We start from the raw sequence: 23,455 nt of genomic DNA, 5'->3' as shown, positions 1-23,455 counted from the left end.
TTGCCTTGGATCACTCGACAGCCTTGATCCGCTCAATCATCTCGCCACCGTACTGGTCGGTGTAGACGGAATAAGACGCCTCTTCGGCAAGGGCCGCAAACGGGGCCTTGTCGATGTCGGAGATCACCTCCATGCCGTTTTCGCGCAAGAGCGCGACGCCCGCCTCTTCCAGACGGTTGACCTCGGCCCGCGTTGCCGCCGCCGATGCCTTGGCCGCCTCGGCAAACCAGCCGCGCTGCTCTTCGGTCAGACTATCGAGCAGGACCGGCGAGGCCAGAACAGCGGCAGGCGAATAGACATGCCCAGTGAGCGAGACATATTTCTGCACCTCCCAGAATTTCGACGCGGTGATCACCGTGACTGGGTTTTCCTGCCCATCAACAACCCCTTGTTGCAAAGCGGAAAACAGCTCCGGGAAGGCCATCGGTGTGGGGGCTGCACCCATACCCTCGAACGCCGCCATGTGCACCTTGTTTTCCATGGTCCGCAACTTGAGCCCCGCCAGATCCTCGGGCGTGCGCACGGCGCGCTGCGAATTGGTCACATGGCGAAATCCGTTTTCGGACCAGGCCAGCGCCACAAGGTTGTTCTTGCTGATCTCATCCAGCAACTCTTGCCCGATCTCGCCATCTAGGACTTTGCGGGCATGATCATAGTCGCGGAAGAGGAAGGGCAGATCCAGCGCATAGACCTGCGGCACGAAATTGCCCAAGGGTCCCGTCGAGGTGATGACCACGTCGAGCGATCCGATCTGCAACCCCTCGATCATGTCCCGCTCGCCGCCCAACTGTCCGGCCGGGGCCTGCTCTCCGGTAAAGGTGCCGCCAGACAATTCAGTCAGCGTGTCGATAAAGGCCTGCGCCCCCACCCCGTAATGCGACGTGGGCGACAGCGCATGCCCCACCACGATATTCTGTTGCGCCCCGGCCGCCGTGGCCAGACCCAGCGCGGCAAGCGCACCCAGTGCAAAATGTCTCATGTGATCCTCCTCCTTGTTGATTGTTATTTCCGCCGTCCGGGGCCTCCCGTGCCCCGTTAGTCTGTCGTCAAACTCTCCATATATTCGCGCACGATCTCGGAAAAATCCCGGTTGGGCGCAAATCCCAGCGCCTCGGCGCGTGGTGTGATGATCTGCCCCGGCCATGTGGTCACGATCCGCTCGATCGCGGCATCGGGCTGCTCTGTCACCCGCGCCGCCACCTCGGACCCGGCAAGCGCCTCCAGCGCCGTCAGCATCGCACCCACCGTCACCGAAATGCCCGGCAAGGTGACGGTGGTCTCCAACCCCAGATCGGATTGCGCCAGCGCAATGGCGGTCATCGTATAGTCTTGCGCCTTGGCCGGCGAGGCCAGATGCATCCGCAGATCACGCCCAACCGGCAGCTCTGCTGCCATCCCGGCCAGCGGTTCGCGGATGATCCCACTGGCAAAGCCCGATGCCGCGCGATTGGGCTTGCCCGCCCGCACCGCGATCGTCGGATAGCGCAGCGCGCGCCCCTTGATGAATCCCTTGCGGCTGGCATCGCGCACCAGCAGTTCCCCCATCAGCTTTTGCGTGCCATAGGATGACAAGGGCGCGGGCAAGGTGTCTTCGGAAATCGTGTCATTGTCGGCGCAGGAAAACACCGCGACCGACGAGGAAAAGACAAAGACCGGCGGTTTGCGCAGGCTGCGGCAAGCGTCGATCAGGGCAATGGTGGATTGCAGGTTGACCGCCATGCCCAGCGCGTAATCCTCTTCCGCCTGACCCGAAACGACACCGGCCAGATGAATCACCAGTTCTGGCGCGTCCTCGACGATGCGCGCCAAAATCGCAGGACTGTCCAAAGGCCCCGGCACCGCATGCACACGGCGGCAGGACTGCGCCAGACCCTGCAACGCAGCCTCGGCAATATCGGTGGCAAGGATGGCCGCGATCCGGCGCTCCTGCCCGTCCACAATCAGGCTATCGCGCTCCGACAGCGCGCGCACAACGCGTTGGCCAATGAACCCCGCCGCTCCTGTAACTAGAATACGCACGCCAAGTCCCCCTCGCCCCGGACTGAAGCAAGTAATGACAGCGCTGTCAATAAGGTTCTCCTCGAAGGGCCCCAGGGTAAGGGTGGCGCGTTAAAGCACGCGTTTATGAGTTGGATAAGGTGTCTATCCCCTCACCGCGCGGCTTCGCACCCCTTCGCGCACAGATTTTCAATGACAGCGCCATCATTTTGCGCAATCTGGGAGTATGGACCAAAACGCCCCCGATCCCCCTTCTCGTCGCCCGACCCTCTCACAGGTCGCCAAGGCCGCAGGCGTCAGTGAGATCACCGCCAGCCGTGCGCTGCGCGGTGGCAGCGCCGTCGCCAAGACCACCCGCCAAAAGGTCGAGCGTGCCGCGCAGGCCCTCAATTACGTGCCGAACCGTCTTGCCGGAACGCTCGCCGGCGGGGCCTCGCGTCAGGTGGCGGTGATCCTGCCCTCCCTCTCCAATATCGTCTTTGCCGATGTGCTCAAGGGGCTGGAAACCCGGCTGGAGGATGATGGCTATCATCCGATCCTCGGTATTTCCCATTACGACGCCACCCGCGAAGAACACCTCCTGCACGATCTTTTGTCGTGGCGGCCTGCCGGTCTCGTTCTGGCCCCGACGTCTGGCAATGCGGCGACGCGTGCGCTGTTGCAGGCCGCCGAACTGCCGGTGGTCGAGGTGATGGACACCGATCCCGACGCCGCCGACATGGCTGTCGGCTTTTCGCACCGCGCCGCGGGCCGCGCCATGGCGCATTATCTCATTGGGCGCGGCTATCGCCGGATGGCCTATATTGGGCATGACATCGCCACCGATTTCCGCGCTCTTGCCCGGCTCGACGGCTTCAAGGACGGGCTGACCGACGCAGGCCACATCCTGTCCGATACGCTGATTCTGGATGGCCCGTCCTCGGTTCCCTTGGGGCGGGAAGGGTTGGCACGGATGCTGGACCGCACGACGCCAAGGCCCGAGGCGGTTTTCTTTTCCAATGACGATATGGCCGTGGGCGGGGTCTTCCATTGCCAGACCGCCGGTCTCTCGCTGCCCCATGACATCGCCCTCGCGGGCTTCAACGGGCTTAGCATCGGGCAGGCGCTGCCAACGCCGCTGACCACCATCGCCTCGAACCGTGAACGCATCGGCTTTGTCGCCGCCGACCACATCTTGCGCCGTCTCAAGGGTGAACGCCCATCCCGGATCACGCAGATCGACTTTCGCCTCTTGCCCGGCTCCACGGCCTGAGGCTGGCAATCACGTCGGCGCGCCCCATCTTGCCCCTCACCAACGCTGAGCAGAGGCAGGCGGCATGACTGAACATAACGACCAAACCCGCACCGTCCCCGTGCCCGGCCGCCGCCTTGGCCGCATGCTGCGTCTGGGCGGCATGACCACTGGCATCATGGGCGACATGCTCGCTGGTGGCCTGCGCCAGATGGCCCAAGGCCAGCGCCCGCACCTGCCCGGCCTGCTGCTGACCCCCGCCACCGCGCGGCGCGTAACCCGCGATCTGGGCCAGATGCGCGGGGCGGCGATGAAACTGGGGCAGATGCTCTCGATGGATACGGGCCTTGTCCTGCCGCCCGAGATGACCACGATCATGGCCGCCCTGCGCGCCGAGGCGCCGCATATGCCGCCCAAGCAATTGCAATCGGTGCTCAACACCGCCTGGGGCTGCGGATGGTATGGACGTTTCAAACGCTTTGATCTGCGCCCCTTCGCCGCCGCCTCGATCGGGCAGGTCCACCGCGCGCAAACGCCCGATGGCCGCGATCTGGCGATCAAGGTGCAATACCCCGGCGTGCGCGCCAGCATCGACAGCGACATCGACAATCTGGCGACCCTCCTGCGCGTGCCGGGCCTCATCCCACGCGACACGGACCTCGGCCCGATACTGCGCGAGGCCAAGGCGCAATTGCATCAAGAGGCGGATTATATCGCCGAGGCGCGCCACCTGAGCGCCTTTCGCCGCCTGCTCGCCGGGTCAGAGGCGTTTCGCCTGCCCGCGTTGCATCCCGATCTCAGCACGCCCGAGGTGCTGGCCATGACCTATATCGACAGCCAGCCGATCGACACACTGACCGACGCGCCCCAAGAGCTGCGTGATCACGTGGCGCAGCATCTGATCGAGCTGACCTTGCGGGAGCTCTTCACGTTTGGCCTGATGCAAACTGATCCCAATCTGGCCAATTACCGCTATGATCCCGAAACTGGGCAAATCGTGCTCTTGGATTTCGGGGCGGTGATGGAGATTGACCCGGCGCTCACCTCCGATTTTCGAAGCCTGCTCAACGCGGCGCTAGACGAGGATACCGCCGCCACCCGCGCCGCCATGCAGCGCATCGGCTATTTCAATGCCGCCACCACGCCCCGGCATCAAGCACTGATCCATCAGATGTTTGATACCGCCATGGCGCCGTTGCGCCAGAGCACGCCCTACGATTTCGGCAGCTCCGACATGGTCAAGACCCTGCGCGACATGGGACTTGCCATGGGCTCCGAGCGGGAGCTGACCCATGTTCCGCCTCCCGCCACGCTGTTTTTGCACCGCAAGATTGGCGGAATTTACCTTTTGGCCAGCAAGCTGCGGGCGCGCGTCGCCTTGCGCCCGCAGCTCGAACGCTACCGCTGAAGCTTGGGCCTACTCGGCCGCCACCGGCAGGATTGCCGCCTCTTCGATCACCGGGCAGCGCCCCCCCAGATCAAGCAATCCGTAACCAAAGATCTCATCCGGCCCCGGCGCGCCCAGGTCGGCCGCGCTCTGGGTGAGGGCAGCGCGGATCTGCGCCGGAGTCATGACGGGATTGGCCTGTCGCCAGAGCGCCGCCGCCGCCGTGACATAGGGCGCGGCAAAGGAGGTGCCGGTTTTCCACTTTGCCCCCTCGACCGAGGCCGCGGTCCAGACCTCGACCCCCGGTGCTGCCAGATCCACATGCGGCCCCCGCCCGGCGCGACGATACACCCCGCTTGCCTTGTCCACCGCCGTCACGGCGATCACGCTGTCATAGGCGGCGGGATAGGCGGGCGGCGCGCTTGGCCCGCCATTGCCCGCCGCAGCCACCACCACGGCCGTCTCGGCCGCCTCGATGGCCGCCAGCGTATCCTCAAGCACCGTGTTTGGCGGCCCTGAAAGGCTAAGGTTGATCACCGTCGCCCCGGCACCGATCAACTGATCCAAGCCCTGCACGAGCGTATAGACATCGGCGCGCTCATCGCCCGACGCCTTGTGAAACGCATCCACCGCCACCAGTGGCACCCCCGGCAAAAGCCCCGGCGTACGTGATCCTGCATCGCCCACCAAGATCGCAGCCACCGCCGTGCCGTGAATGGCACCCGACGCGCTGTAGTCCTCGGGTGCCACCCGCGTCAGCGTCACCTGCGCGGCGGCAAGAGCGGTGTGATCGGTGTTGATCCCTGTGTCGATCATTCCGATGGTCACAGGCGCACCGCATCCCTGCGGCCCAAGCATATCTGGCCAGCCAATCTGCGCCCTCGCCGGGCAATGCAGCCCCTCGCAGGGGACCGTAGGGGCCGCGTCCTCGGTCGCGTCGGCGATTTTCTCAGCCTCGGCACGGTAATAATGGTTGAAATCCGCCGTCTCGCCGGTGGGCAGCGCCTGCACCGCCGCGCGCGCCTCTGCCAGCGTTGTGCCTTCGGGCACCGAGAGGCGCTGAATATTCACACCGAGGCTGGCCAGATCAATCCGGTCGATCACGCCATAGCCCTGCGCCACCAATGCGGCCGCATCCGCCTCGTTCAAACCGCGCGCGATGATTTCGCGGGGGGCTTCAGTCGGTCGCGGAGCAGGACGTGGGGCGGGGGTGCGGGCGCGAGCCGCACGGGGGGCAGGCTCAGGCGAAGGCCGACCGAAGATCGTGCGCAGGCTGCGACGAAATTCGCGACCTTTGGCCTCGCCGCCTCCAACACCCCCAGCCTCGCTGCTGTCTTGGTCGCTGCTGCTGCTACTACCGTCGCTACTACTGCTGCTGCCTCCATCGTCACCGGCCCCGTCGCTATCGCTTCCGCCATCCCCATCACTGCCGCCATCACTGCCGCCATCGCTTCCGCCATCACCGCCGCCGTCGCCGCCGCGCGCCCAGGCCATGCTCGCTGGGTTTGTCCCCTCGGGCCATGGTCCAAGCGGCACGATCCCAAGGATCAGAACCCACACCAGTATCGCTCGTAACACGCGCACGGAAATTCTCCTTTTGTCGCCCTGCATCAACATGCCATGCTAGAGGAAACGCTGTAACCCCGGTTTTATTCCCGTAGATTGTTTCAAGGGCCTTTCACCGATGTCTGACCAGTTTACCGAGGATGTCTTGGCCCTGCTGCCCGCACTCAAGCGATTTGCCCTCTCACTGTGCCGTCAAGGCGATCTTGCCGAAGACCTCGTGCAGATCACCGCAGAACGGGCATTTCGCGCCCGCGACCGGTTTGACCCCGCAACCCAATTGCAATCTTGGCTCTTTCGCATCCTGCGCAATGCCTGGATCGACACGCTGCGCCGCGATGCCACCCGCGGCGAGGTGGTGGACATCCACGAAAGCCCGCAACCTGACCCCATCGACAGCGCCGCCCAGACCGATGATCGCCTGACCCTCAACGCGGTGCGCAACGCCATGAACCACTTGCCCGAAGATCAGCGCATGGTGCTGCATCTGGTCTGCATAGAAGGGCTCAGCTATGCCGAAACCGCCACCACGCTCGACATTCCCCAAGGCACCGTGATGAGCCGCCTCAGCCGCGCCCGTCTCGCGCTTGCAAAATCCGTGGGAATAGATCGCGTCTCCAGCCGTTAACCCCATGTCAGGGGAAGGATCGAACAGATGCACATTGACGACGACAGATTGATGGCCCTCGCCGATGGCGAGATCACCGGACCCCAGGCCGAGGCGCTGTATGCGCGCATTGCCGCCGATGTGGATTTGGCCGAACGCTACGCGCTTTTTGTCGAGACCGCAGATCTGGCACGGCAGGCGATGCAGGATATGCCAGAGGCGCAAGTGTCCGACGCGCTGGTTGCGCGCATCCGCGCGATGGGCGAGGCCAGCGCGCCGCCAGAGATCACCAATGTCGTGCCCCTTCGCGCCGCCCCCGCCCCCGCCGAACCGAAACGCTGGCAGCCGATGGCGCTTGCCGCCAGTCTTGCGCTTGCCGTGGGTCTGGGCGCGGGGCTGATGCTGTCGGGCGGGGCCGAGGCCCCGCTTGGCGCGCCCTTCAACACGGCCATGACAGAACAATTGGACAGTTTGCCGTCGGGCAAGGCCACGCAATTGCCGAATGGCACCGCCCTGACGGTGGTGGCGTCCTTTACTGATGCAGCCGGCCAGTTTTGCCGGGAATATGAGGCGTCAAACCCCGCAGGCGGCAGCTATGTCGCTGTGGCCTGTCGCGCGGAGGACGATTGGCAGTTGCAGTTCGCCGTGGCGCAGGCCGGTAACGCCGGGGCCGAGGCCGGATACGCGCCCGCCTCATCCCTCGAAATGCTGGATGCCTTCTACACCTCCACGGGCGCAGGCCAGCCGATGACACCCGAGGAGGAGCGCGCCTTGCTGAAATAGCGCGCCGCGTCGGGGGCAAGGTCCCTACCCCGGAATCACAAACCGGCGATCAGGACGGTCCAGCCAATCCGCCGACCGTGCCCTGAGCGCCCCCACCAAGGGCGCGAACCAGTCCCAATTGGCCGCAGCACTGTCATTGACCACCAGCATCTTCTTGCGGCTATAGATCGGCGCCTCGCACAACTCATAAAGCCGTCCCTCCGCCACCAGTGGCGCCGCGAGGGCACGCGGCAGATAGGCCGATCCCCCCCGCTCCAGCAGGAATTGCAGCGCCCAAAATGAACTGTCGAAACTCACCCGCGCGATGCCTGCATCGTGGTAGGTCTCACCATGGGCGCGGCGATACTCCTCGCCATGATCCACGAAAATATACTTGGGATCAGCCCGGATCGAGGTCACTTCGCGGTCGGAGTAAAGCACCAACTCTTCCGGCGGCAACGCATAGACCGTCTGATTGCCCCGCGCCGAGGCTCCGTAGGTCAGGATCACATCCACCAACCCCGCCGCCAACCATTCCTCCAACTCGCGCCCGCCGCCCTGTTGCACCGAGACAGCCATATCGGGATGGCCCTGGACAACACCGTCGAAAAACGCCCGCCCCGGCCCGTGCCACAACTCGCGATCACAGCCGAATGTGCAGACCGAACTGAGGCCCGCCGGCAACCCCGTCTCATAGCGCGCCTGCCGCCACAGCCCGGTCATGATCCGCGCATAGCGCAACAGCTTGGTGCCCGCCGGCGTCAGGGTCGTGCCAGATTTCTGCCGATTGAGAAGCTGCTGACCCAGCTCATCCTCCAGCGACTTGAGGCGCGCCGTGACCGTCGACTGCGTCACGTTCAACTTTTGCGAGGCGCGCACCAGATTGCCGGTGTCGACGATGGCAAGAAAGGTCTGCAAGGCGGTGATGTTCATCGAGCCCTCTCAATTCGAATTTTCCGCATGTTTGCAGCAAAACAATTCGTTTTCAAGAATGCTCCCTTTGTGTCACTTTCCCCCGGCCCGCCTCAGATAACCAAGGACAGCCCATGACCCTAGAGCTTCGCCGCAGCCTCACCCTCGTGCAACGCACCCACCGCGAAGGCGGCAAGGATGTGGCCGATCCCACGCTGCTCGTCGCCGCCATGGCGATCATCCGCAACCCCTGGTTCGGGCGCGGCCATGTCGAGGACCTCGGCCCCGAAATTCGCGCTCAGGGCCCGGTTCTGGGCCGTCTGCTGACCGACATGATCCTCGATGTCACCGGCGACCGTCTGGAAGGCTATGGCAAGGCCAGCGTCGTCGGCATGGGGGGCGAGCTGGAACATGCGATGGCGCTGACGCATACACTCTGGTTCGGCAACCAGTTCCGCGATGCGGTCAAGGCCAAGACCTATCTCGCCTTCACCAATACGCGCGGTGCTGCGGGCACATCCCTGATGATCCCCCTGATGGACAAGGACGACGCCGGGCGGCGCTCGCATTACCAGACGATCCATACCACCGTGCCGGACGCGCCCGCCGAGGATGAAATCATCCTCGCCCTCGGCGCGTCGGTTGGCGGCCATCCGCATCACCGCATCGGCAACCGCTACGAGGACCTGCGCGATATGGGCCATGACGTCGACAATCCGGCGGGCGTTTGAATGGCGCGGACGCCCGAGGGTACGGCCTATGACCTGAGCGGCCCCGAGGAGGCCCCCGCCGTGGTGCTGATCCACGGTCTTGGCCTATCACGGCACAGCACATGGGGCGTGATCGCGCCGCTTCTGGCGCGTCATTTTCGCGTGCTCAGCTACGATCTGCCGGGCCATGGTCAGAGCGCGCCGCACATCCGCCCACTCACCCTGACTATCCTGTCAGAGCAACTCGTCACCCTTATGGACCGGTTGGCCCTGCCGCACGCGGCCCTCGTGGGGTTTTCGCTTGGCGGCATGATCAACCGGCGCGCGGCGCTCGATCACCCGGCCCGTGTCTCGGCCTTGGCCATTCTCAACTCGCCCCATGAACGCGCGCCCGACCTTCAGGCGCGGGTTGCGACGCAGGCCCGCGATGCCGCAGCGGGCGGCCCGGTTGCCACGATAGACGCTGCGCTGGAGCGGTGGTTCACCCCCCGAGTTCCGCGCCTCAAGCCCCGAAAAGGTCGAGTCCATCCGCGCAACCGTCCTCGCCACCGACCCCGCCAGCTATGCGGCGCATCGGCGGGTATTGGCAGAGGGTGTGACCGAATTGATCCGGCCCAAGCCGCCCCTGACGCTGCCCGCCCTCGTGGTCACCTGCGAAAACGACAGCGGCTCTACCCCCGCCATGGCTCAGGCCATCGCCTCGGAAATCACCCGCAGCCAGTGCCACATCCTGCCCGGTTTGCGCCACCTGGGCCTCATCGAGGCCCCGCAGAGCTTTGCGGGCAGGCTCACACAGTTTCTCAGCCTGCATGCGTGACCTTACGCAGGTGCCTCGCCCAACCATTTATACATGACCCGCGCATCCACCAATCCGGCCTGCGGATGGCGAAAGGCGCGCGGCAGATGTCCCACGGTTTCAAACCCAAGGCTCTGCCATAGCGCGATCGCCCCCCGGTTGGTTTCGACCACGAAATTGAACTGCATCGCAAGATAGCCCAATTCGCGCGCCTCGTCCTGCGAATGCAGGCACATGGCCCGTGCGATCCCCTGCCCGCGCGCGGCCTCGGCGACCATGTACCCGGCGTTGCACACATGCGCCCCACCCCCGGCCTGATTGGTCTTGAGATAGTAGGTGCCCAGAACCTCGCCGCCACGTTCGGCCACATAGGTGGCGCGCGGCGCCTCCATCCAGAGCGCGCGCACCGCTTCGCGGGTCAGCCCCGGCTCGATGGCATAGGTGTCACCCGCCCGGATCACATCGCGCACGATGGGCCAGAGCGTTGCGAAATCCGCCTCGCGCGCCAGCCTGATGGTGATGCCCGCCTGTTCTGTCATAGCACACTCCCCCGCCAGCCATGGCTAGCGGGGGGCGCCGCCTTTGGCAAGTCTCAGGCGTTCAGATCGACCACAACCCGGCCTTTGACCTGTCCTTTGAGAATATCCGCGCCCAAGCGCGGCAGATCCTCCAGCTTGGCGGGTGTGATCATCGCCTCCAGCTTGTCCATCGGCAAATCCGTAGCAATACGTTCCCATGCGCGAAGCCGGTTGGCATAGGGCTGCATCACACTGTCGATCCCTAGGAGGTTGACACCGCGCAACAGGAACGGAATGACCGTGGCAGGCAGGTTCGCGCCACCCGCCAGGCCCACGGCTGCGACGCTTGCGCCGTATTTCATCTGGCCCAGCACCCGCGCCAGCATCGCGCCGCCAACAGCATCGACACAGCCTGTCCAGTTCTCGCTCTCGAGTGGTCGCTTGACCGTCTCGGCGAGATCCTCGCGCGGCACGATGCGGCTCGCCCCAAGCCCGCGCAGATACCCCTCCTGCTCGGGTCGCCCTGTCACGGCGGCCACCTCATGCCCGAGATGCGCGAGAATGGCCGTGGCTACTGATCCGACACCACCTGCAGCGCCCGTGACCAGCACCTCGCCATGCCCCGGTTTCAGCCCGTGATCCTCCAGCGCCATCACCGCCAGCATCGCGGTAAACCCGGCGGTGCCCACCGCCATCGCGGCCCGCGTATCCAGCCCCTCCGGCAAAGGCACCAACCAATCGGCTTTGACCCGCGCCTTCTGGGAATAGCCGCCCCAATGCGCCTCACCCACGCGCCAGCCTGTCAAGACCACCTTGTCACCCGGCTTGTAGCGGGCATCATTGCTCGCCTCGACCGTGCCCGCGAAATCAATTCCCGGCACATGGGGATAGGTGCGCACCAGACCGCCACCCGGCCCGATGCAAAGGCCATCCTTGTAATTCACCGTGGAATATTCGACCGCTACCGTCACCTCGGCCTCGGGCAAATCGTCCAGCGTCAGGGTCTTGACCCCCGCCTGCGTCTTGCCGCTCTCCGCGTCCTTCTCGACGACCAATGCCTTGAACATTTCTCTACTCCTCTTTCCTGCAGGACGCCCACGCCCCGCTTCATCTGGCCCAAAATACCTCGGGGGGGCCGCCCGGCACGGGCGGCGGGGGCAGCGCCCCCACGCTTCTCAGGCCCAGAACCCCGCCTGCACCACGCCGCGCCGCTCTCCCTCGGGCGTCACCACCCGCAACTGCGTGCCCGCATCCCAGTGGGTCATACGCACCATGCCAATGGCCACGTTGGTGGCGAAATCCGGCGACCATGTTGCCGAACTCACCCTGCCGACGCGATCCCCCTTGTCGGACAGAACCGGCCACCACTCGCGACAGGGTGGCACCGCTGTCCCCTCGATGGCAATGGCACGGATTTGCTGCACCGGCCCTTCCTTGGCCACACGGAGCAGCGCATCGCGCCCGATACAGCCAATCGCCGTGTGGGTGTTGCAAAACTTGCCCAAACCACATTCATGCGGCGTGTTGTCATCGGTCATGTCATTGCCATAGCTCAGCAATCCGCCCTCGATCCGCTCGATCAGATTGGGGCATCCTGCATGGACATCCATGCTCTTGCCGGCCTCCATCAGCGCATTCCAGAGCGGCATGCCGATTTCGCCACCCTCGACATAGATCTCGAACCCACCTTGCTTGGAATAGCCAGAGCGCGCAATCACCATATCCCGGCCTTGGAAATCAAAGTGCCCAAAGCGGAAGAATCGCACATCGCGCACCGCATCGCCAAAGACCGCCGCCATCAGGTCATCGGCGCGCGGACCTTGAATGGCCAGCGGGCTCACGTCCGGCTCATCCACCAGAACATCCAGGCGCCAGCCCTGCACGATACCCTTGACCCAATAGAGCAGGTCACTGTCGGCAATCGAAATCCACCAGCGATCCTCGGCCAGTTTTACCGCCACCGGATCGTTGAGCATGCCGCCTGTCTCATCGACGATGGGCACATAGAAACACTGGCCCGCCGTCATACCCCGCAGGTCTCGCGGCGTCAGCATCTGCATCAGCCGGCCTGCATCCGGACCGCGCAGTTCGACCTGCCGTTCGCAGGCCACGTCCCAGACCTGCACCGCCTCTTTCAAATGGCGATAATCCTCCTCGACCGAGCGGAATACGGTCGGCAAGAGCATGTGGTTATAGACCGTATAGGCCTTGACACCCGCCGCCTCGACCCCTTGGGAAAATGGCGTGCGGCGCAACCGGCGCGACGGGGACAGAAGCGGAGCGTTCATTGGGCCTCCTCAGGCATGAATACAAGGTCGGTGACAGGCGCAGGAAGGCCTGCGCGCGTCAGCATCGCGTGGACCTGCCCCCGGTGATGGGTCTGGTGGTTGAAAAAATGGGTGACGCAAAGCGCCATCGGGCGGCTGACCTCCGCACCCTTGACGGCGGAAAACCATCTGAGGTCGCCGGTGAGGTCAATGCTGTGCAGATCGCGCGCCCAAAGACGGAGCGCGCCATCGGTGGCGAACCGCTCCGCGCTCCACGCGGCCCCTGTTGGGGTGAGCGTGGTGCTCGCCTCCATGCTCCCCTCGGGGGTAGCCACCTTGGCCCCGAACCGATGAAGCCAGAGACGGTCGGCCCAAAGGATGTGATTGAGCGTGCCGAGGATCGAGCCGAAGAAGGCCCCGTGATCCTCGGTCAAGAGCTTCAGGCTCACACCATCCACCGCGCGCATCACTTGCGCGTTCTGCCACGCATTATAGCGCGCCAACAGGCGCACATGATCCGCCGCCAAGAGCATCAGCGCGGGCCTTTCCAATCAATCTGGCAGATTTCCGCGCTGCGCCCGTCGAAATCCCACACCCGGCCAAAGGCGCGCACCCGGCCCTTGGTGGCGGTGGCGACGGTGATATCCGGACCCATCCAGTATTCGGTGTTGGTGACGACAATGTCCTCGCCCTTGTGGCCCGGCACCGGCACCACCTCGCCTTGGATCTTCTTGCCCACCATCAGGCGGCGCGCGTTGCCTTCGGTCTCGAAGATGACCGGCGCGCGCTCTGCCCCCAGAAACTCGCTGACCAGCACGCCGAACAGGCCGGTCGTGCCGCGTGCCTTGCCCGAAAAGATATTGACCAGCGCCTCATAGGCATCCTCGCTCGCGCGCTCGTCGATAAAGGCCGCCGCCTTCCAGTTGCCACGCGCCATCAGGCCGGGGATTTCCAGCATGAGACCCACGTTGAGGCCGCTCAGATCCTCATCGCCATAATGGCCCTCGTCGATGCGCACGCCCGACCATGCCTGACAATAGCCCTCAGTGGGCGCATGTTTGCCCAAAGAGACCACGCAGGGGCAGAATACCGTGCAGTTGCAGTTGAGGATCAACTCCCCCTTGATCGCCCAGGGCACTGTGCCCAATGTATCCAGAGCCATGTTACGGCCTCCTCTCTCAGATTGACGTGAACAGAACCCACACCGACGCCACCATCAACACACCCCCTAAGGGCCGGGTCAGATAACGGCCCAGATCAGGCAGTTTCTCCAGGACCATGATCACAGTCGCAAGCCCCATGAAGGCAAGGTTCATGACCCCGCCGACAAAGGCCAGCGCCATCAGCGCCCAACAGCAGCCAAGACAAACCAACCCCAACCGCACGCCGTTACGCAGCGCACCTTCATCCCAATGCTGCATGAAGAACGACAGCGGGCGGCGGCATTTCGACAGGCATGCCTCCTTGACCGGGCTGAACTGATACACCCCCGCCACGGCCAGCAACACCGCCGACAAAACGCCAGAGCGGCTATCGCCAAATGCCGTCAGCATCCCCGCCTGAAAGAGCGCCATTTGCGCCCCCGCCGCAAGGATCGAAAACCCGAGCCAGACCGTCAGATACCCCGCCACCAATGACCCGAAACGCGTCTCGCCAGTGTGGCTCAACTCCTCATAAGTGGCAAAGGCCGGAAGCGCCGTGGGTGCCATCATCGCCGCCGACATCAGCGCCCACATCAAGATGATCCGGCCAAATCCGGCCGCATCAGGGGTCACGATGCACAGGCTTTGCAGGAAATCGGCCCCGAAAATCACCGCGCCATCGCGCAAGTCCTGCGGCAGCGCCATGGCGTAAAGCAGACCCCAAGCCCCGAGAATAAGGCAAAACAGCACCAACCAGTGCCCCCCACCCATTCGCCTGACCTGTGCCGCAATCATCGCCTCATCCCCGCGACTCACCTCTTGCGTTTAAATTGTCAGACATTTAAATGTAAGACAAATGAAAATTGATCCGGATAACAAGGCCGATCTTTCGGCCCAGATAGCCGAGGCGATCCGCGACGCGATTGTCTCAGGCCAACTCATTGTCGATGAACGCCTGCCCTCCGAGGCGGAACTGGCGGATCACTTCGCGGTGTCGCGCCCCACGGTGCGAGAGGCGCTGAAACGCCTTGCCGCGCAATCGCTCATCCGCACCCAGCGCGGGGCCTTTGGCGGGGCCTTCGTCAACCGCCTCAGCTATCCCGAGGCCTATGGCCAGCAGATCACCACCGCCACACTCCTCCTCAGCATGAACGCCATCAGCTTTGATGTCGCCTGCGAGGCGCGCTACGCGCTGGAACGCGCCTGCACGCCGCTTGCCGCCCTGCGCCGCACACCCGACACGCTGGCCACGATGCGCGCAGAAATCCATCGCCAGGGGCAACCGGGACTGACGGACGAAAGCTTTTGCGCCTCCGACGTGGCCTTTCACCGGGCCTTGGTGGATAGCGCCGGCAACCCGGTGCTCAGCTATCAACTCGCGGGCGCGGTCGAGGCCATGCAGCCCTTGATGAACATGATCACTTTCACCGCCCGCTCGCGCGAGGCCATCGTGGGTTTTCACACCCGTATCGCCGATGCGCTTTCCAGTTCGGATGCGGAAGCCGCGCAAACCGCCCTGACCGAGCTGGAGGCTTACACGTTGACCCTCGGCCGCGATGTCATGGCTGCGCGTGCGCCGAAATAGCTGATCTCAGACACCCCAAGCCGCGCACTTGCGGTCAATCGTCTTGCGCGCCACGCCCAGACGCCGCGCCGCTTCGGCCCGGTTGCCGCCACAGGCATCAAGCACCGCCATGATATGGCGCTGCTCCACATATTCGAGCGTCTCCAGTGCGGCCTCGCCTCCGCCCCGGCCAGAGCCTGCGAATTCTTCTGGAAAGGCCCCAAGGATCACCGATCGTTCAATCAGATTGCGCAACTCCCGCACATTGCCGGGCCAGTCGTAGCGGCTCAGCTTGAGCAGGACATCCGCATCGAGATCCAGCGCGGGCATCCCCAACGCCCCGGCGAATTCGCTCATGAAGAGCGCCGCCAGTTCGACAATATCCTCCTGACGCTCCTTGAGATTGGGCATTTCCACGTTGACGATATTGATCCGGTGGTAGAGGTCAGCGCGGAACCGCCCCTCGCTCACCGCCGCCTTCAAATCGGCATTGGTGGCAAAGAGAAACCGCAGGTTCAGTGGGATTTCCCGTTCGGATCCGATAGGTCGAATGCGCTTGTCCTCCAACACGCGCAGCAGCGCCGCCTGCACATGCTCGGGCAGTTGCGCCACCTCGTCGAGCAAGAGCGTGCCGCCATCGGCATGCAGCAACAGCCCATCCTTTCGTGCGCGCCCATCCTCGACCACGCCAAACAATTCCTCGGCGATCCTATCCGCTGAAATCGCGGCGCAATTGACCGCGACAAAGGGTTTCTCAACCCGGTTCGACAGGCCATGCAGCGTGCGCGCGGCAATCTCTTTGCCGGTCCCGCTTGCCCCGGTGAACAGAACCGACGTGGGCGCAGGGGCCAGCTTGCCCAGCATCGCGCGCACGCTCTGGATTGCCGGGGAATGGCCCAGCAGCCGCCCACGCGCCGCCTGCCCTCCCGCAGACAATTCATGCCGCAACAGGTAATTCTCGCGCGCCAGATACTTGCGGTCGAGCGCCCGCGCCACAGAATTGAGGATTTGATTGGCGCGAAACGGCTTGAGCACGAAATCCGTGACCCCCGCCCGCAGCGCCTTGATCGCAGTATCCAGATCGGCATAGGCGGTGATCAGGATCGTATCAGCAAAGAGGCCGACGCGCCGCTGCTCCTCCAGCCAATCCAGACCCGTCTTGCCCGGCATGATATTGTCAAGAATGACCAGATCGAAATGCACCTGATCGAGGATCATCGCCCCTTCTTCACAGGTGCGCGCCTGCTCAACATGACGGCACCGCGCGCCCAGCGTCTTGATGAGGAAATTGCGCATCCCTGGCTCATCGTCGATGATGAGCACCGACGCATGCGCGAGGTTCTGGCCATAGTCCTCAGCTGTCTCTTCGGGCGCGGGTTGCGGCGTCATTCGGCCGCGTCACCCAGCCGAACAGCATCACCCGCGCGCTTGGCCTCTGAGGTATAGCCCAATTCGCGCAACACGGTGGGGGCAGCGGCGGCAATCACCGCACAGGCCACAAAGGCCGCAATCATCGCTTTCATTCTCTCAGTTCCCTTCTGTTGCGGTGGCCCGACGCAGATAGTCGATCATATCCTGCCGATCCTTTGCCGCTGTGATCCGTTGCATTGGCATCTTGGAGCCGGGGATATAGTGATCCGGCCCAAGGTCGAAGAGCGCGTCAATCGTTGTGTCATTCCACACGATACCCGATCCATCGAGGATTTCGGAATAGGGATAGCCCGGCACCGTTCCCGCCTGACGCCCAAACAGCCCATAGAGCGTTGGCCCGGCCTTGCGCGAGGGCGGCGGTGTCAGTGCATGGCAGATCGAGCATTTGCGCATGAATTGCCGCTCGCCATTCTCCATCTCTTCGGGCGGGCGCAGGAAACTATGCTCTGTCTCACCCGCCGGGTCATAGTCGCCCAGCATCTCGACCGGCCAGCCATAGACGACCTCGCTTAGCCCACCAGCGTAAATCATACGCCCGTCGGGTGAAAAATCCAACGCCCAGACCGGGCCGCGCGCCATGGCCTGAAAATCGCGGGTGATCCGCCACTCCTGCGTGTCGATCACCATGATATAGCCCTGCCCATCCCCGGCGGCCAACTGCGCGGTCTCCGCGTGATGAACCAGCGACAGCACCGGGCGGCGCTCCAGCGTGAAATCGGCAATCTGCCGACCGCTTGCCGGGTCAATCACCCGCGTCGCCCCATCGACCGCACCATAGGCGAGCCACGCATCCTCAGGCCCCAGCACAATCCGGTTTATGCCAAACCCCTGATTGAGCAATTCACGCGGCGGGGCATCCACCTCTTGCCAGCGCCATTCGCGCAACGTCCCATCGGCAGAGGAAGAATACAAAAGCGTGCCATCGTGGTTGAACGCAACATCGCTCACCGCCGCGTCATGGCCCGTCAAAAACCGCGCGGCCCCTCCCGCGACAGGCCAGATGCCAATCGACCCGTCCCAACTCGCTGACGCGATCCAGTCTCCATCCGGCGACACATCCAGCGCCGCAACCTTGCCTTTGTGTCCTTCGCGCCGCGTGCCCTGCCCGGTCGCGCGGTTCCAGACGATCAGCGCGAAATCATCGCCCCCCGACACCAGTCGCCCCTCGCCCAGCTCTGCCACCGCGATCACTGCGGCCGCATGCCCTTCAAACCAGCGTGGCATGCGCCCCTGCCAGACACCGACGGAATTGTCGAAACTGGCCGAAACCACCTCGCCACTCGTCTGCAGCACGCATAAGCCCATGACAGGCCCACCATGTCCCTTGAGCGTGGTAAACTCTTGGGCCGCCAGCGGGCTTGTCCCCACCAGCGCCCAGAGCCAGAGACCAAAGGCACGCGCCCCCATGACTACTCCGCGGGATGCGCGGCCTTGCCGGGATCGGGTGCGTGGCCCTTTTCCTGCAACTCCTTGAGCCACAGGCCATGATGCTCGCGCGCCCATTGTTCTTCGACCTCGCCCGACCCCATGGCATCGAACGCACCCTCCATACCGACCGAGCCGATGTAGATATGCGCCAGAATGATTGCCGTCAGAACAAAGGCCATGATCGAATGCCAAAGCGTCGCCAGTTGCATTTCCTCATGTGGGGCCAGCATTACCGGCAACTCGCCGAAACCCACCGCCTGCGGCAATCCCGTCTGGTTGAGAATGGCAAAGGTCTTGGCGAACATCGGCAATTCGAACGGAAAGAGCAGCGACAGGCCCGAGGCCGAGATAGACGCACCAAACACGATCACCGACCAAAAGATCATCTTTTGCCCGGCGTTGAATTTCTTGGCAGGTGGATGCACGCCCTTGGTGAAAATTCCGCCCCCCACAGCCAGCCATTTCAGGTCCGTCCGATTGGGAATATTGTGCAGCACCCACATGAAGAACACCATCACAAGCCCCAGCATGAAGGCCCAAGAGATGTTGTTATGCACCCATTTCGAGGCGACAGCGATGGTCGAGAAGGCCTCGTGCCCCAAGAGCGGGATCACCACCATCCGGCCAAAGAGCACCACAAGCCCCGTGATCGCCAGCACCACGAACGACCCCGCCATCAGCCAATGACCAAACCGCTCAACCGCTTGAAATCGTGTGACGGTGCGGCCTGTCTTGGCCCCGTCGATCCGGATTTTGCCCCGGACCAGGTAGAACAGCGCCAAGAGCGCCAGCGTGCCCCCCAACAGCCCGGCCCCGTAAGTGGCCAGCGGCCCCTTGCGGAACTCAAGCCAGGTCATGCCACCATCCTGAATGAGAACGCGCGCTTCCGGGCCTCCGGCAGAAACCTTTACATCGTCCAGCCCATAGCGCAGCGCGCGCCACACCTCGGCATCCGATGCCCCGCCCAGAGTGCCCAACTGTCCGGCCATGGCAGCGGCACCTTCCCCGTCCGAGGCGGCATCGCCGCCCTTTGGGGCAACGACTTCGCCGCGTTGCCGGGCCAGGATATCCTCCAATGTCTGCGCGCCACCTGTGGCAGAGCGGTCAATCCCGGCGGCCCCCGTGGCTTCTTGCGCCGCCAGGGGCGCTGCAAGGAACAAGGAAAGCAACAGCGTCATGATCATGCGGGGCATGGCGGTCATCCTGTCTGGAAAATGTCTATACGTCGCTGTGGGCGGCCTGTCAGCCGCCCACCCTGTGCATTGCGCGGGTGTGATCCCCGCAGCGATCCGTAGGGTGGGTGTCACCCCACCCCGATCTCAGCCGCCGCTCTGCTGGCCGTAAGCAGAACCCCAGCCCCAAGCGCCCGAGCCAAAGCCGCGGGCCACGACGCGCTCGCGGTAGATGGCCGACACCACGTCGCCATCCCCCGCCAAGAGCGCCTTGGTCGAGCACATTTCGGCGCAGATGGGCAGCTTGCCCTCAGCGATCCGGTTGCGCCCGTACTTCTGGAACTCGGCCTCCGAGTGGTTCTCTTCCGGACCACCGGCGCAGAAGGTGCACTTGTCCATCTTGCCCCGGCTGCCGAAATTGCCCGCCTGCGGGAATTGCGGCGCACCGAACGGGCACGCATAGAAGCAATAGCCACAACCGATGCACAGATCCTTGGAGTGCAACACGATGCCCTCCTCGTTCTGATAGAAGCAATCCACCGGGCAGACGGCCATGCAGGGCGCATCCGAACAATGCATGCAGGCCACCGAGATCGAGCGTTCACCGGGGCTGCCGTCGTTGATCGTCACCACCTTGCGGCGGTTGATCCCCCACGGCACCTCGTGCTCGTTCTTACAGGCCGTGACACAGGCGTTGCATTCGATGCAGCGCTCGGCGTCGCAGAGAAACTTTGCTCTTGCCATTCTCTTTCCTCCTTACGCTGGCATGATCTTGCAGAGAGTCGCCTTGGTCTCCTGCATCTGCGTGACCGAGTCATAGCCATAGGTCTGAGCGGTGTTCGTGCTCTCACCCAAGACATAGGGATCGGCCCCGGCGGGATAGTTCTCGCGCAGGTCGCGCCCCTCGAAATGACCGCCAAAGTGGAAGGGCATGAAGGCCACACCTTCCGCCACCCGCTCTGTCACCATCGCCATGACCTTGACCTTGCCTCCCTCTGGGCCTTCGACCCAGACCTGAGCGCCATCCCGCACGCCGATGTTGTTGGCGTCACGCGGGTTGATCTCGACGAACATATCCTGCTGCAACTCGGCCAGCCAAGGGTTTGACCGGGTCTCGTCGCCGCCGCCCTCATATTCGACCAGACGGCCAGAGGTCAGGATGATCGGATAGTCCTGAGAAAAGTCATTCTTCTGGATCGAGGCATACATGGTCGGCAGACGCCAAGCCTTGCGGTCCTCGTAGGTCGGATAGTCCGCCACCAGATCACGACGGCTCGTGTAGAGCGGTTCGCGGTGCAACGGAACCGGATCAGGGAAGGTCCACACGACAGCCCGCGCCTTGGCATTGCCGAAGGGCGCGCATTCGTGCTTGATCGCCACCCGCTGGATCCCGCCCGAAAGGTCGATCTTCCAGTTGGCCGCAGGACCGCCCACCGCGTCGATAGCGGCGCGCTCTTCTGCGGTCAGATCGCCATCCCAGCCCAGGTCCATCAGCATCTGCATGGTGAATTCCGGATAACCATCCTGAATTTCGGACCCCGCCGAATAGACACCCTCGGCCAAAAGGTTGTCGCCATCCCGCTCCACGCCGAAACGCGCACGGAAGGTCAAACCACCTTTGGAAACCGGCAGCGACATGTCATAGAGATTGGCCGTGCCCGGATGGTTCATCTCGGCGGTTCCCCAGCAGGGCCAGGGCAGACCGTAGTAATCGCCATCGGCCGGGCCACCCTTTGCGCGCAACGTGGTGCGATCAAAGGTATGCTGGTTCGCCATATGCAGCTTGAGCCGTTCCGGGGACTGACCCGTATAGCCGATTGTCCACATGCCGCGGTTGAACTCGCGAGTGATGTCTTCGACGTTGGGCTCGCCGCTTTCTTCAATCGCGATATTGCGGAAGATCCGGTCATGGAACCCGAACTTCTGCGCAAAGAGCGCGAGGATCTCGTGATCGACCTTGGATTCAAAGAGCGGGTCCATGATCTTGTCACGCCACTGCAGTGACCTGTTCGAGGCGGTGACAGAGCCGCGCGTCTCGAATTGCGTGGTCGCAGGCAGCAGATACACGCCGTCGGTACGGTCGTTCATGACGGCAGAAACCGTCGGGAACGGATCGACCACAACCAGCATGTCCAGCTTTTCCATCGCGGTTTTCATTTCCTTGCCGCGTGTCTGGCTGTTGGGCGCATGCCCCCAGAGAACCATGGCCCGCACATTATTGGGCTGATCCATGTTCTCGTTGTCCTCAAGCACACCGTCAATCCAACGCGACACGGTGATGCCGTTGAGGTTCATCATCTTCTTGTCGCCATAGGACGCATCCGAGAACCGGCTCTTGAGCCAGTCCAGATCCTCACCCCAGACGCGCGCCCAATGGGCCCAGGACCCTTCCGCCAGACCGTAGTAGCCGGGCAGCGTATCGGCCAGAACCCCAAGATCCGTCGCGCCCTGCACGTTGTCATGGCCACGGAAGATATTGGTACCGCCACCGGAGGTGCCCATGTTGCCCAATGCCAGTTGCAGGATGCAATAGGCGCGGGTGTTGTTGTTGCCGTTGGTGTGCTGTGTGCCACCCATGCACCAGATCACTGTGCCCGGACGGCTATTGGCCAGCGTGCGCGCCACGCGGCGCAGTTGCTCGCCCGGCACGCCGGTCACGCGCTCGGTCTCTTCCGGCGTCCACTTCTTCACCTCGTCCTTGATCTGGTCCATGCCCCAGACGCGGGTGCGGATGAATTCCTTGTCCTCCCAGCCATTCTCGAAGATGTGCCACAGGATGCCCCAGACCAGCGCCACGTCCGAACCCGGACGGAACCGCACATACTCGTCGGCATGCGCTGCGGTACGGGTAAAGCGCGGGTCGCAAACGATCAGCGGCGCGTTGTTCTCTTCCTTGGCTTTCAGCACATGAAGCAGCGACACGGGATGCGCCTCTGCGGGGTTGCCGCCAATGATGAAAATCGCCTTGGAATTGTGAATGTCGTTGTAGCTGTTGGTCATGGCGCCGTAGCCCCATGTGTTCGCCACACCGGCCACTGTGGTCGAGTGACAGATCCGCGCCTGATGGTCGACGTTGTTCGTGCCCCAATAGGCAGCGAACTTGCGGAACAGATACGCCTGTTCGTTATTGTGCTTGGCAGAGCCCAGCCAATAGACCGAATCCGGGCCGCTCTCTTCGCGGATCTTCATCATGCCGTCGCCGATCTCGTTGATCGCCTGCTCCCAGCTGATGCGCTTCCACTCGCCACCCTCTTTCTTCATCGGGTATTTCAGGCGGCGCTCGCCATGGGCATGCTCGCGCACGGCGGCCCCTTTGGCGCAATGCGAACCCAGGTTGAACGGGCTGTCCCAGCCGGGTTCCTGCCCCGTCCAGACACCGTTCTGCACCTCGGCCACGACCGTGCAACCGACCGAGCAATGCGTGCAGACAGATTTCACCGTCTGAACCGCCGCACTGGCCGCGCTCTGCGCATTGGCACGGGTGACAGTGCCACCCATGGCACCGATCGCGGCAAGGCCACCGATGGCCAACCCGCTGCCGCGCAGGAACGCGCGACGGTCAACCGAGGTTCCGGCGACCTCGGACAGGATACTGGTCCGCTGGGGGCGACGTGCAACCCCGTTGGTCTTTTTCCTCAACATGTTTCTCTCTCCTCCCTGGGCCCTCTTGGGCTGGGTACTGCGATTGTCCCTGACATTGCGGGCACTATGCCCCGTGCCAGTGTTGACGGGCGTCCGGTCCTAGAAGCGGGCGCTCTCGAAATAGGCGCGGGTATGCGCGGTGTCCTGCATCCGATCCGATGTCAGGTCAGGCTCTGCGGCCTGCGCGTCGCCAGCCGAGACCACGGTCGCGACCGCGACAGCGGGCGCACCGGTGGCGGCCAGTTTAAGGAAATCACGGCGGCTGCTGCCAGCCTCGGTCTTCCGGGTCATGAAGGTCTCCCTCCCCTCGTTGTGACGGATCGCT

General features: G+C 63.6%; 24 protein-coding genes and 1 pseudogene. 8 read left to right on the top strand and 17 right to left on the bottom strand.

Annotated elements, in window-relative coordinates:
• Positions 1–10: 10 nt before the first annotated feature.
• Positions 11–979, bottom strand: a complete 969-nt coding sequence (locus ROSMUC_RS12980) for a TRAP transporter substrate-binding protein (RefSeq protein ID WP_037273707.1) — start codon at positions 977–979, stop codon at positions 11–13.
• A 56-nt stretch (positions 980–1,035) separates the two neighbouring features.
• Positions 1,036–2,019 carry a D-erythronate dehydrogenase gene (gene denD / locus ROSMUC_RS12975; RefSeq protein ID WP_037273704.1) on the bottom strand — a complete coding sequence of 328 codons (984 nt, stop codon included), beginning with the start codon at positions 2,017–2,019 and terminating at the stop codon, positions 1,036–1,038.
• 205 nt (positions 2,020–2,224) lie between these two features.
• Here denD and ROSMUC_RS12970 point away from each other — a divergent pair, with 205 nt between their 5' ends.
• Together ROSMUC_RS12970 and ROSMUC_RS12965 are read left to right on the top strand one after the other, a co-directional pair.
• A complete protein-coding gene (locus tag ROSMUC_RS12970; RefSeq protein ID WP_037273702.1) occupies positions 2,225–3,250 on the top strand; it encodes a LacI family DNA-binding transcriptional regulator in 1,026 nt (341 codons plus the stop codon).
• Positions 3,251–3,314: 64 nt separating this feature from the next.
• A complete protein-coding gene (locus ROSMUC_RS12965) occupies positions 3,315–4,637 on the top strand; it encodes an ABC1 kinase family protein (protein WP_037273699.1) in 1,323 nt (440 codons plus the stop codon).
• Between the two features lie 9 nt (positions 4,638–4,646).
• Here the strand turns inward: ROSMUC_RS12965 and ROSMUC_RS12960 are convergent, their stop codons facing one another.
• Positions 4,647–6,200: a S8 family serine peptidase gene (locus ROSMUC_RS12960; protein WP_245875177.1), complete on the bottom strand. Its 1,554-nt coding sequence runs from the start codon at positions 6,198–6,200 to the stop codon at positions 4,647–4,649.
• Positions 6,201–6,300: 100 nt separating this feature from the next.
• Between ROSMUC_RS12960 and ROSMUC_RS12955 the strand changes: the two genes are divergently transcribed.
• Together ROSMUC_RS12955 and ROSMUC_RS12950 are read left to right on the top strand one after the other, a co-directional pair.
• The gene (locus ROSMUC_RS12955; protein WP_037273694.1) at positions 6,301–6,807 is read left to right on the top strand and encodes an RNA polymerase sigma factor; all 507 of its coding nucleotides are present in this window, start codon (positions 6,301–6,303) and stop codon (positions 6,805–6,807) included.
• A gap of 27 nt (positions 6,808–6,834) precedes the next feature.
• A complete protein-coding gene (locus ROSMUC_RS12950) occupies positions 6,835–7,569 on the top strand; it encodes a hypothetical protein (RefSeq protein ID WP_037273690.1) in 735 nt (244 codons plus the stop codon).
• A gap of 24 nt (positions 7,570–7,593) precedes the next feature.
• On the opposite strand, the gene ROSMUC_RS12945 is transcribed toward ROSMUC_RS12950, so the two are convergent.
• Positions 7,594–8,481: a LysR family transcriptional regulator gene (locus ROSMUC_RS12945; protein ID WP_037273688.1), complete on the bottom strand. Its 888-nt coding sequence runs from the start codon at positions 8,479–8,481 to the stop codon at positions 7,594–7,596.
• 113 nt (positions 8,482–8,594) lie between these two features.
• On the opposite strand from ROSMUC_RS12945, the gene ROSMUC_RS12940 reads away from it, so the two are divergent.
• The 3 genes and pseudogenes from ROSMUC_RS12940 (at position 8,595) to ROSMUC_RS21675 (ending at position 9,987) form a co-directional block, all read left to right on the top strand.
• Positions 8,595–9,191 carry an amino acid synthesis family protein gene (locus tag ROSMUC_RS12940; protein ID WP_037273686.1) on the top strand — a complete coding sequence of 199 codons (597 nt, stop codon included), beginning with the start codon at positions 8,595–8,597 and terminating at the stop codon, positions 9,189–9,191.
• A pseudogene (locus ROSMUC_RS21750) lies at positions 9,192–9,656 on the top strand (alpha/beta fold hydrolase); the annotation flags it as partial.
• A gap of 109 nt (positions 9,657–9,765) precedes the next feature.
• Complete coding sequence (locus tag ROSMUC_RS21675; protein ID WP_342748362.1) at positions 9,766–9,987, top strand: alpha/beta fold hydrolase; 222 nt, start codon at positions 9,766–9,768, stop codon at positions 9,985–9,987.
• A 2-nt stretch (positions 9,988–9,989) separates the two neighbouring features.
• Here the strand turns inward: ROSMUC_RS21675 and ROSMUC_RS12930 are convergent, their stop codons facing one another.
• The 6 genes from ROSMUC_RS12930 to ROSMUC_RS12905 form a co-directional block, all read right to left on the bottom strand.
• A complete protein-coding gene (locus tag ROSMUC_RS12930) occupies positions 9,990–10,505 on the bottom strand; it encodes a GNAT family N-acetyltransferase (RefSeq protein WP_037273683.1) in 516 nt (171 codons plus the stop codon).
• A 53-nt stretch (positions 10,506–10,558) separates the two neighbouring features.
• Positions 10,559–11,551: an acryloyl-CoA reductase gene (gene acuI, locus ROSMUC_RS12925; RefSeq protein ID WP_037273681.1), complete on the bottom strand. Its 993-nt coding sequence runs from the start codon at positions 11,549–11,551 to the stop codon at positions 10,559–10,561.
• A 108-nt stretch (positions 11,552–11,659) separates the two neighbouring features.
• The gene (locus tag ROSMUC_RS12920; RefSeq protein ID WP_037273678.1) at positions 11,660–12,772 is read right to left on the bottom strand and encodes a dimethylsulfoniopropionate demethylase; all 1,113 of its coding nucleotides are present in this window, start codon (positions 12,770–12,772) and stop codon (positions 11,660–11,662) included.
• The gene (locus ROSMUC_RS12915; protein WP_037273676.1) at positions 12,769–13,284 is read right to left on the bottom strand and encodes a DinB family protein; all 516 of its coding nucleotides are present in this window, start codon (positions 13,282–13,284) and stop codon (positions 12,769–12,771) included. Before ROSMUC_RS12915 ends, ROSMUC_RS12920 begins: the two co-directional genes overlap by 4 nt.
• Positions 13,284–13,913, bottom strand: a complete 630-nt coding sequence (locus ROSMUC_RS12910) for a DUF1326 domain-containing protein (RefSeq protein WP_037273673.1) — start codon at positions 13,911–13,913, stop codon at positions 13,284–13,286. The genes ROSMUC_RS12915 and ROSMUC_RS12910 overlap by 1 nt, the downstream gene beginning before the upstream one ends.
• Positions 13,914–13,929: 16 nt before the next feature.
• A complete protein-coding gene (locus ROSMUC_RS12905) occupies positions 13,930–14,664 on the bottom strand; it encodes a DUF2182 domain-containing protein (protein WP_037274104.1) in 735 nt (244 codons plus the stop codon).
• A gap of 85 nt (positions 14,665–14,749) precedes the next feature.
• Here ROSMUC_RS12905 and ROSMUC_RS12900 point away from each other — a divergent pair, with 85 nt between their 5' ends.
• Complete coding sequence (locus tag ROSMUC_RS12900) at positions 14,750–15,478, top strand: FadR/GntR family transcriptional regulator (protein ID WP_037273671.1); 729 nt, start codon at positions 14,750–14,752, stop codon at positions 15,476–15,478.
• Positions 15,479–15,484: 6 nt separating this feature from the next.
• Here ROSMUC_RS12900 and ROSMUC_RS12895 read toward each other — a convergent pair whose 3' ends face one another.
• The 7 genes from ROSMUC_RS12895 to ROSMUC_RS12870 form a co-directional block, all read right to left on the bottom strand.
• Positions 15,485–16,846: a sigma-54-dependent transcriptional regulator gene (locus tag ROSMUC_RS12895; RefSeq protein ID WP_037273669.1), complete on the bottom strand. Its 1,362-nt coding sequence runs from the start codon at positions 16,844–16,846 to the stop codon at positions 15,485–15,487.
• Positions 16,843–16,980: a hypothetical protein gene (locus ROSMUC_RS21030; protein ID WP_170062566.1), complete on the bottom strand. Its 138-nt coding sequence runs from the start codon at positions 16,978–16,980 to the stop codon at positions 16,843–16,845. Before ROSMUC_RS21030 ends, ROSMUC_RS12895 begins: the two co-directional genes overlap by 4 nt.
• Before the next feature lie 4 nt (positions 16,981–16,984).
• Entirely contained in the window at positions 16,985–18,295 is a 1,311-nt protein-coding gene (locus tag ROSMUC_RS12890; protein ID WP_037273666.1) for a c-type cytochrome, read from the bottom strand.
• 2 nt (positions 18,296–18,297) lie between these two features.
• Positions 18,298–19,509, bottom strand: coding sequence for a formate dehydrogenase subunit gamma (locus ROSMUC_RS12885; RefSeq protein WP_037274101.1), 1,212 nt, complete (start codon positions 19,507–19,509; stop codon positions 18,298–18,300).
• 126 nt (positions 19,510–19,635) lie between these two features.
• Positions 19,636–20,232, bottom strand: a complete 597-nt coding sequence (gene fdh3B / locus ROSMUC_RS12880) for a formate dehydrogenase FDH3 subunit beta (protein ID WP_008279844.1) — start codon at positions 20,230–20,232, stop codon at positions 19,636–19,638.
• A gap of 12 nt (positions 20,233–20,244) precedes the next feature.
• Positions 20,245–23,130, bottom strand: a complete 2,886-nt coding sequence (locus ROSMUC_RS12875) for a formate dehydrogenase subunit alpha (protein ID WP_037273663.1) — start codon at positions 23,128–23,130, stop codon at positions 20,245–20,247.
• 99 nt (positions 23,131–23,229) lie between these two features.
• Positions 23,230–23,421, bottom strand: coding sequence for a ubiquinol-cytochrome c reductase iron-sulfur subunit N-terminal domain-containing protein (locus tag ROSMUC_RS12870; protein ID WP_037273661.1), 192 nt, complete (start codon positions 23,419–23,421; stop codon positions 23,230–23,232).
• Positions 23,422–23,455: the final 34 nt, after the last annotated feature.

The sequence above is a fragment of the Roseovarius mucosus DSM 17069 genome (genome assembly GCF_000768555.3).
In the GTDB taxonomy this organism is placed as follows: domain Bacteria; phylum Pseudomonadota; class Alphaproteobacteria; order Rhodobacterales; family Rhodobacteraceae; genus Roseovarius; species Roseovarius mucosus.
This window is presented reverse-complemented; position numbering and strand designations above follow the sequence as displayed.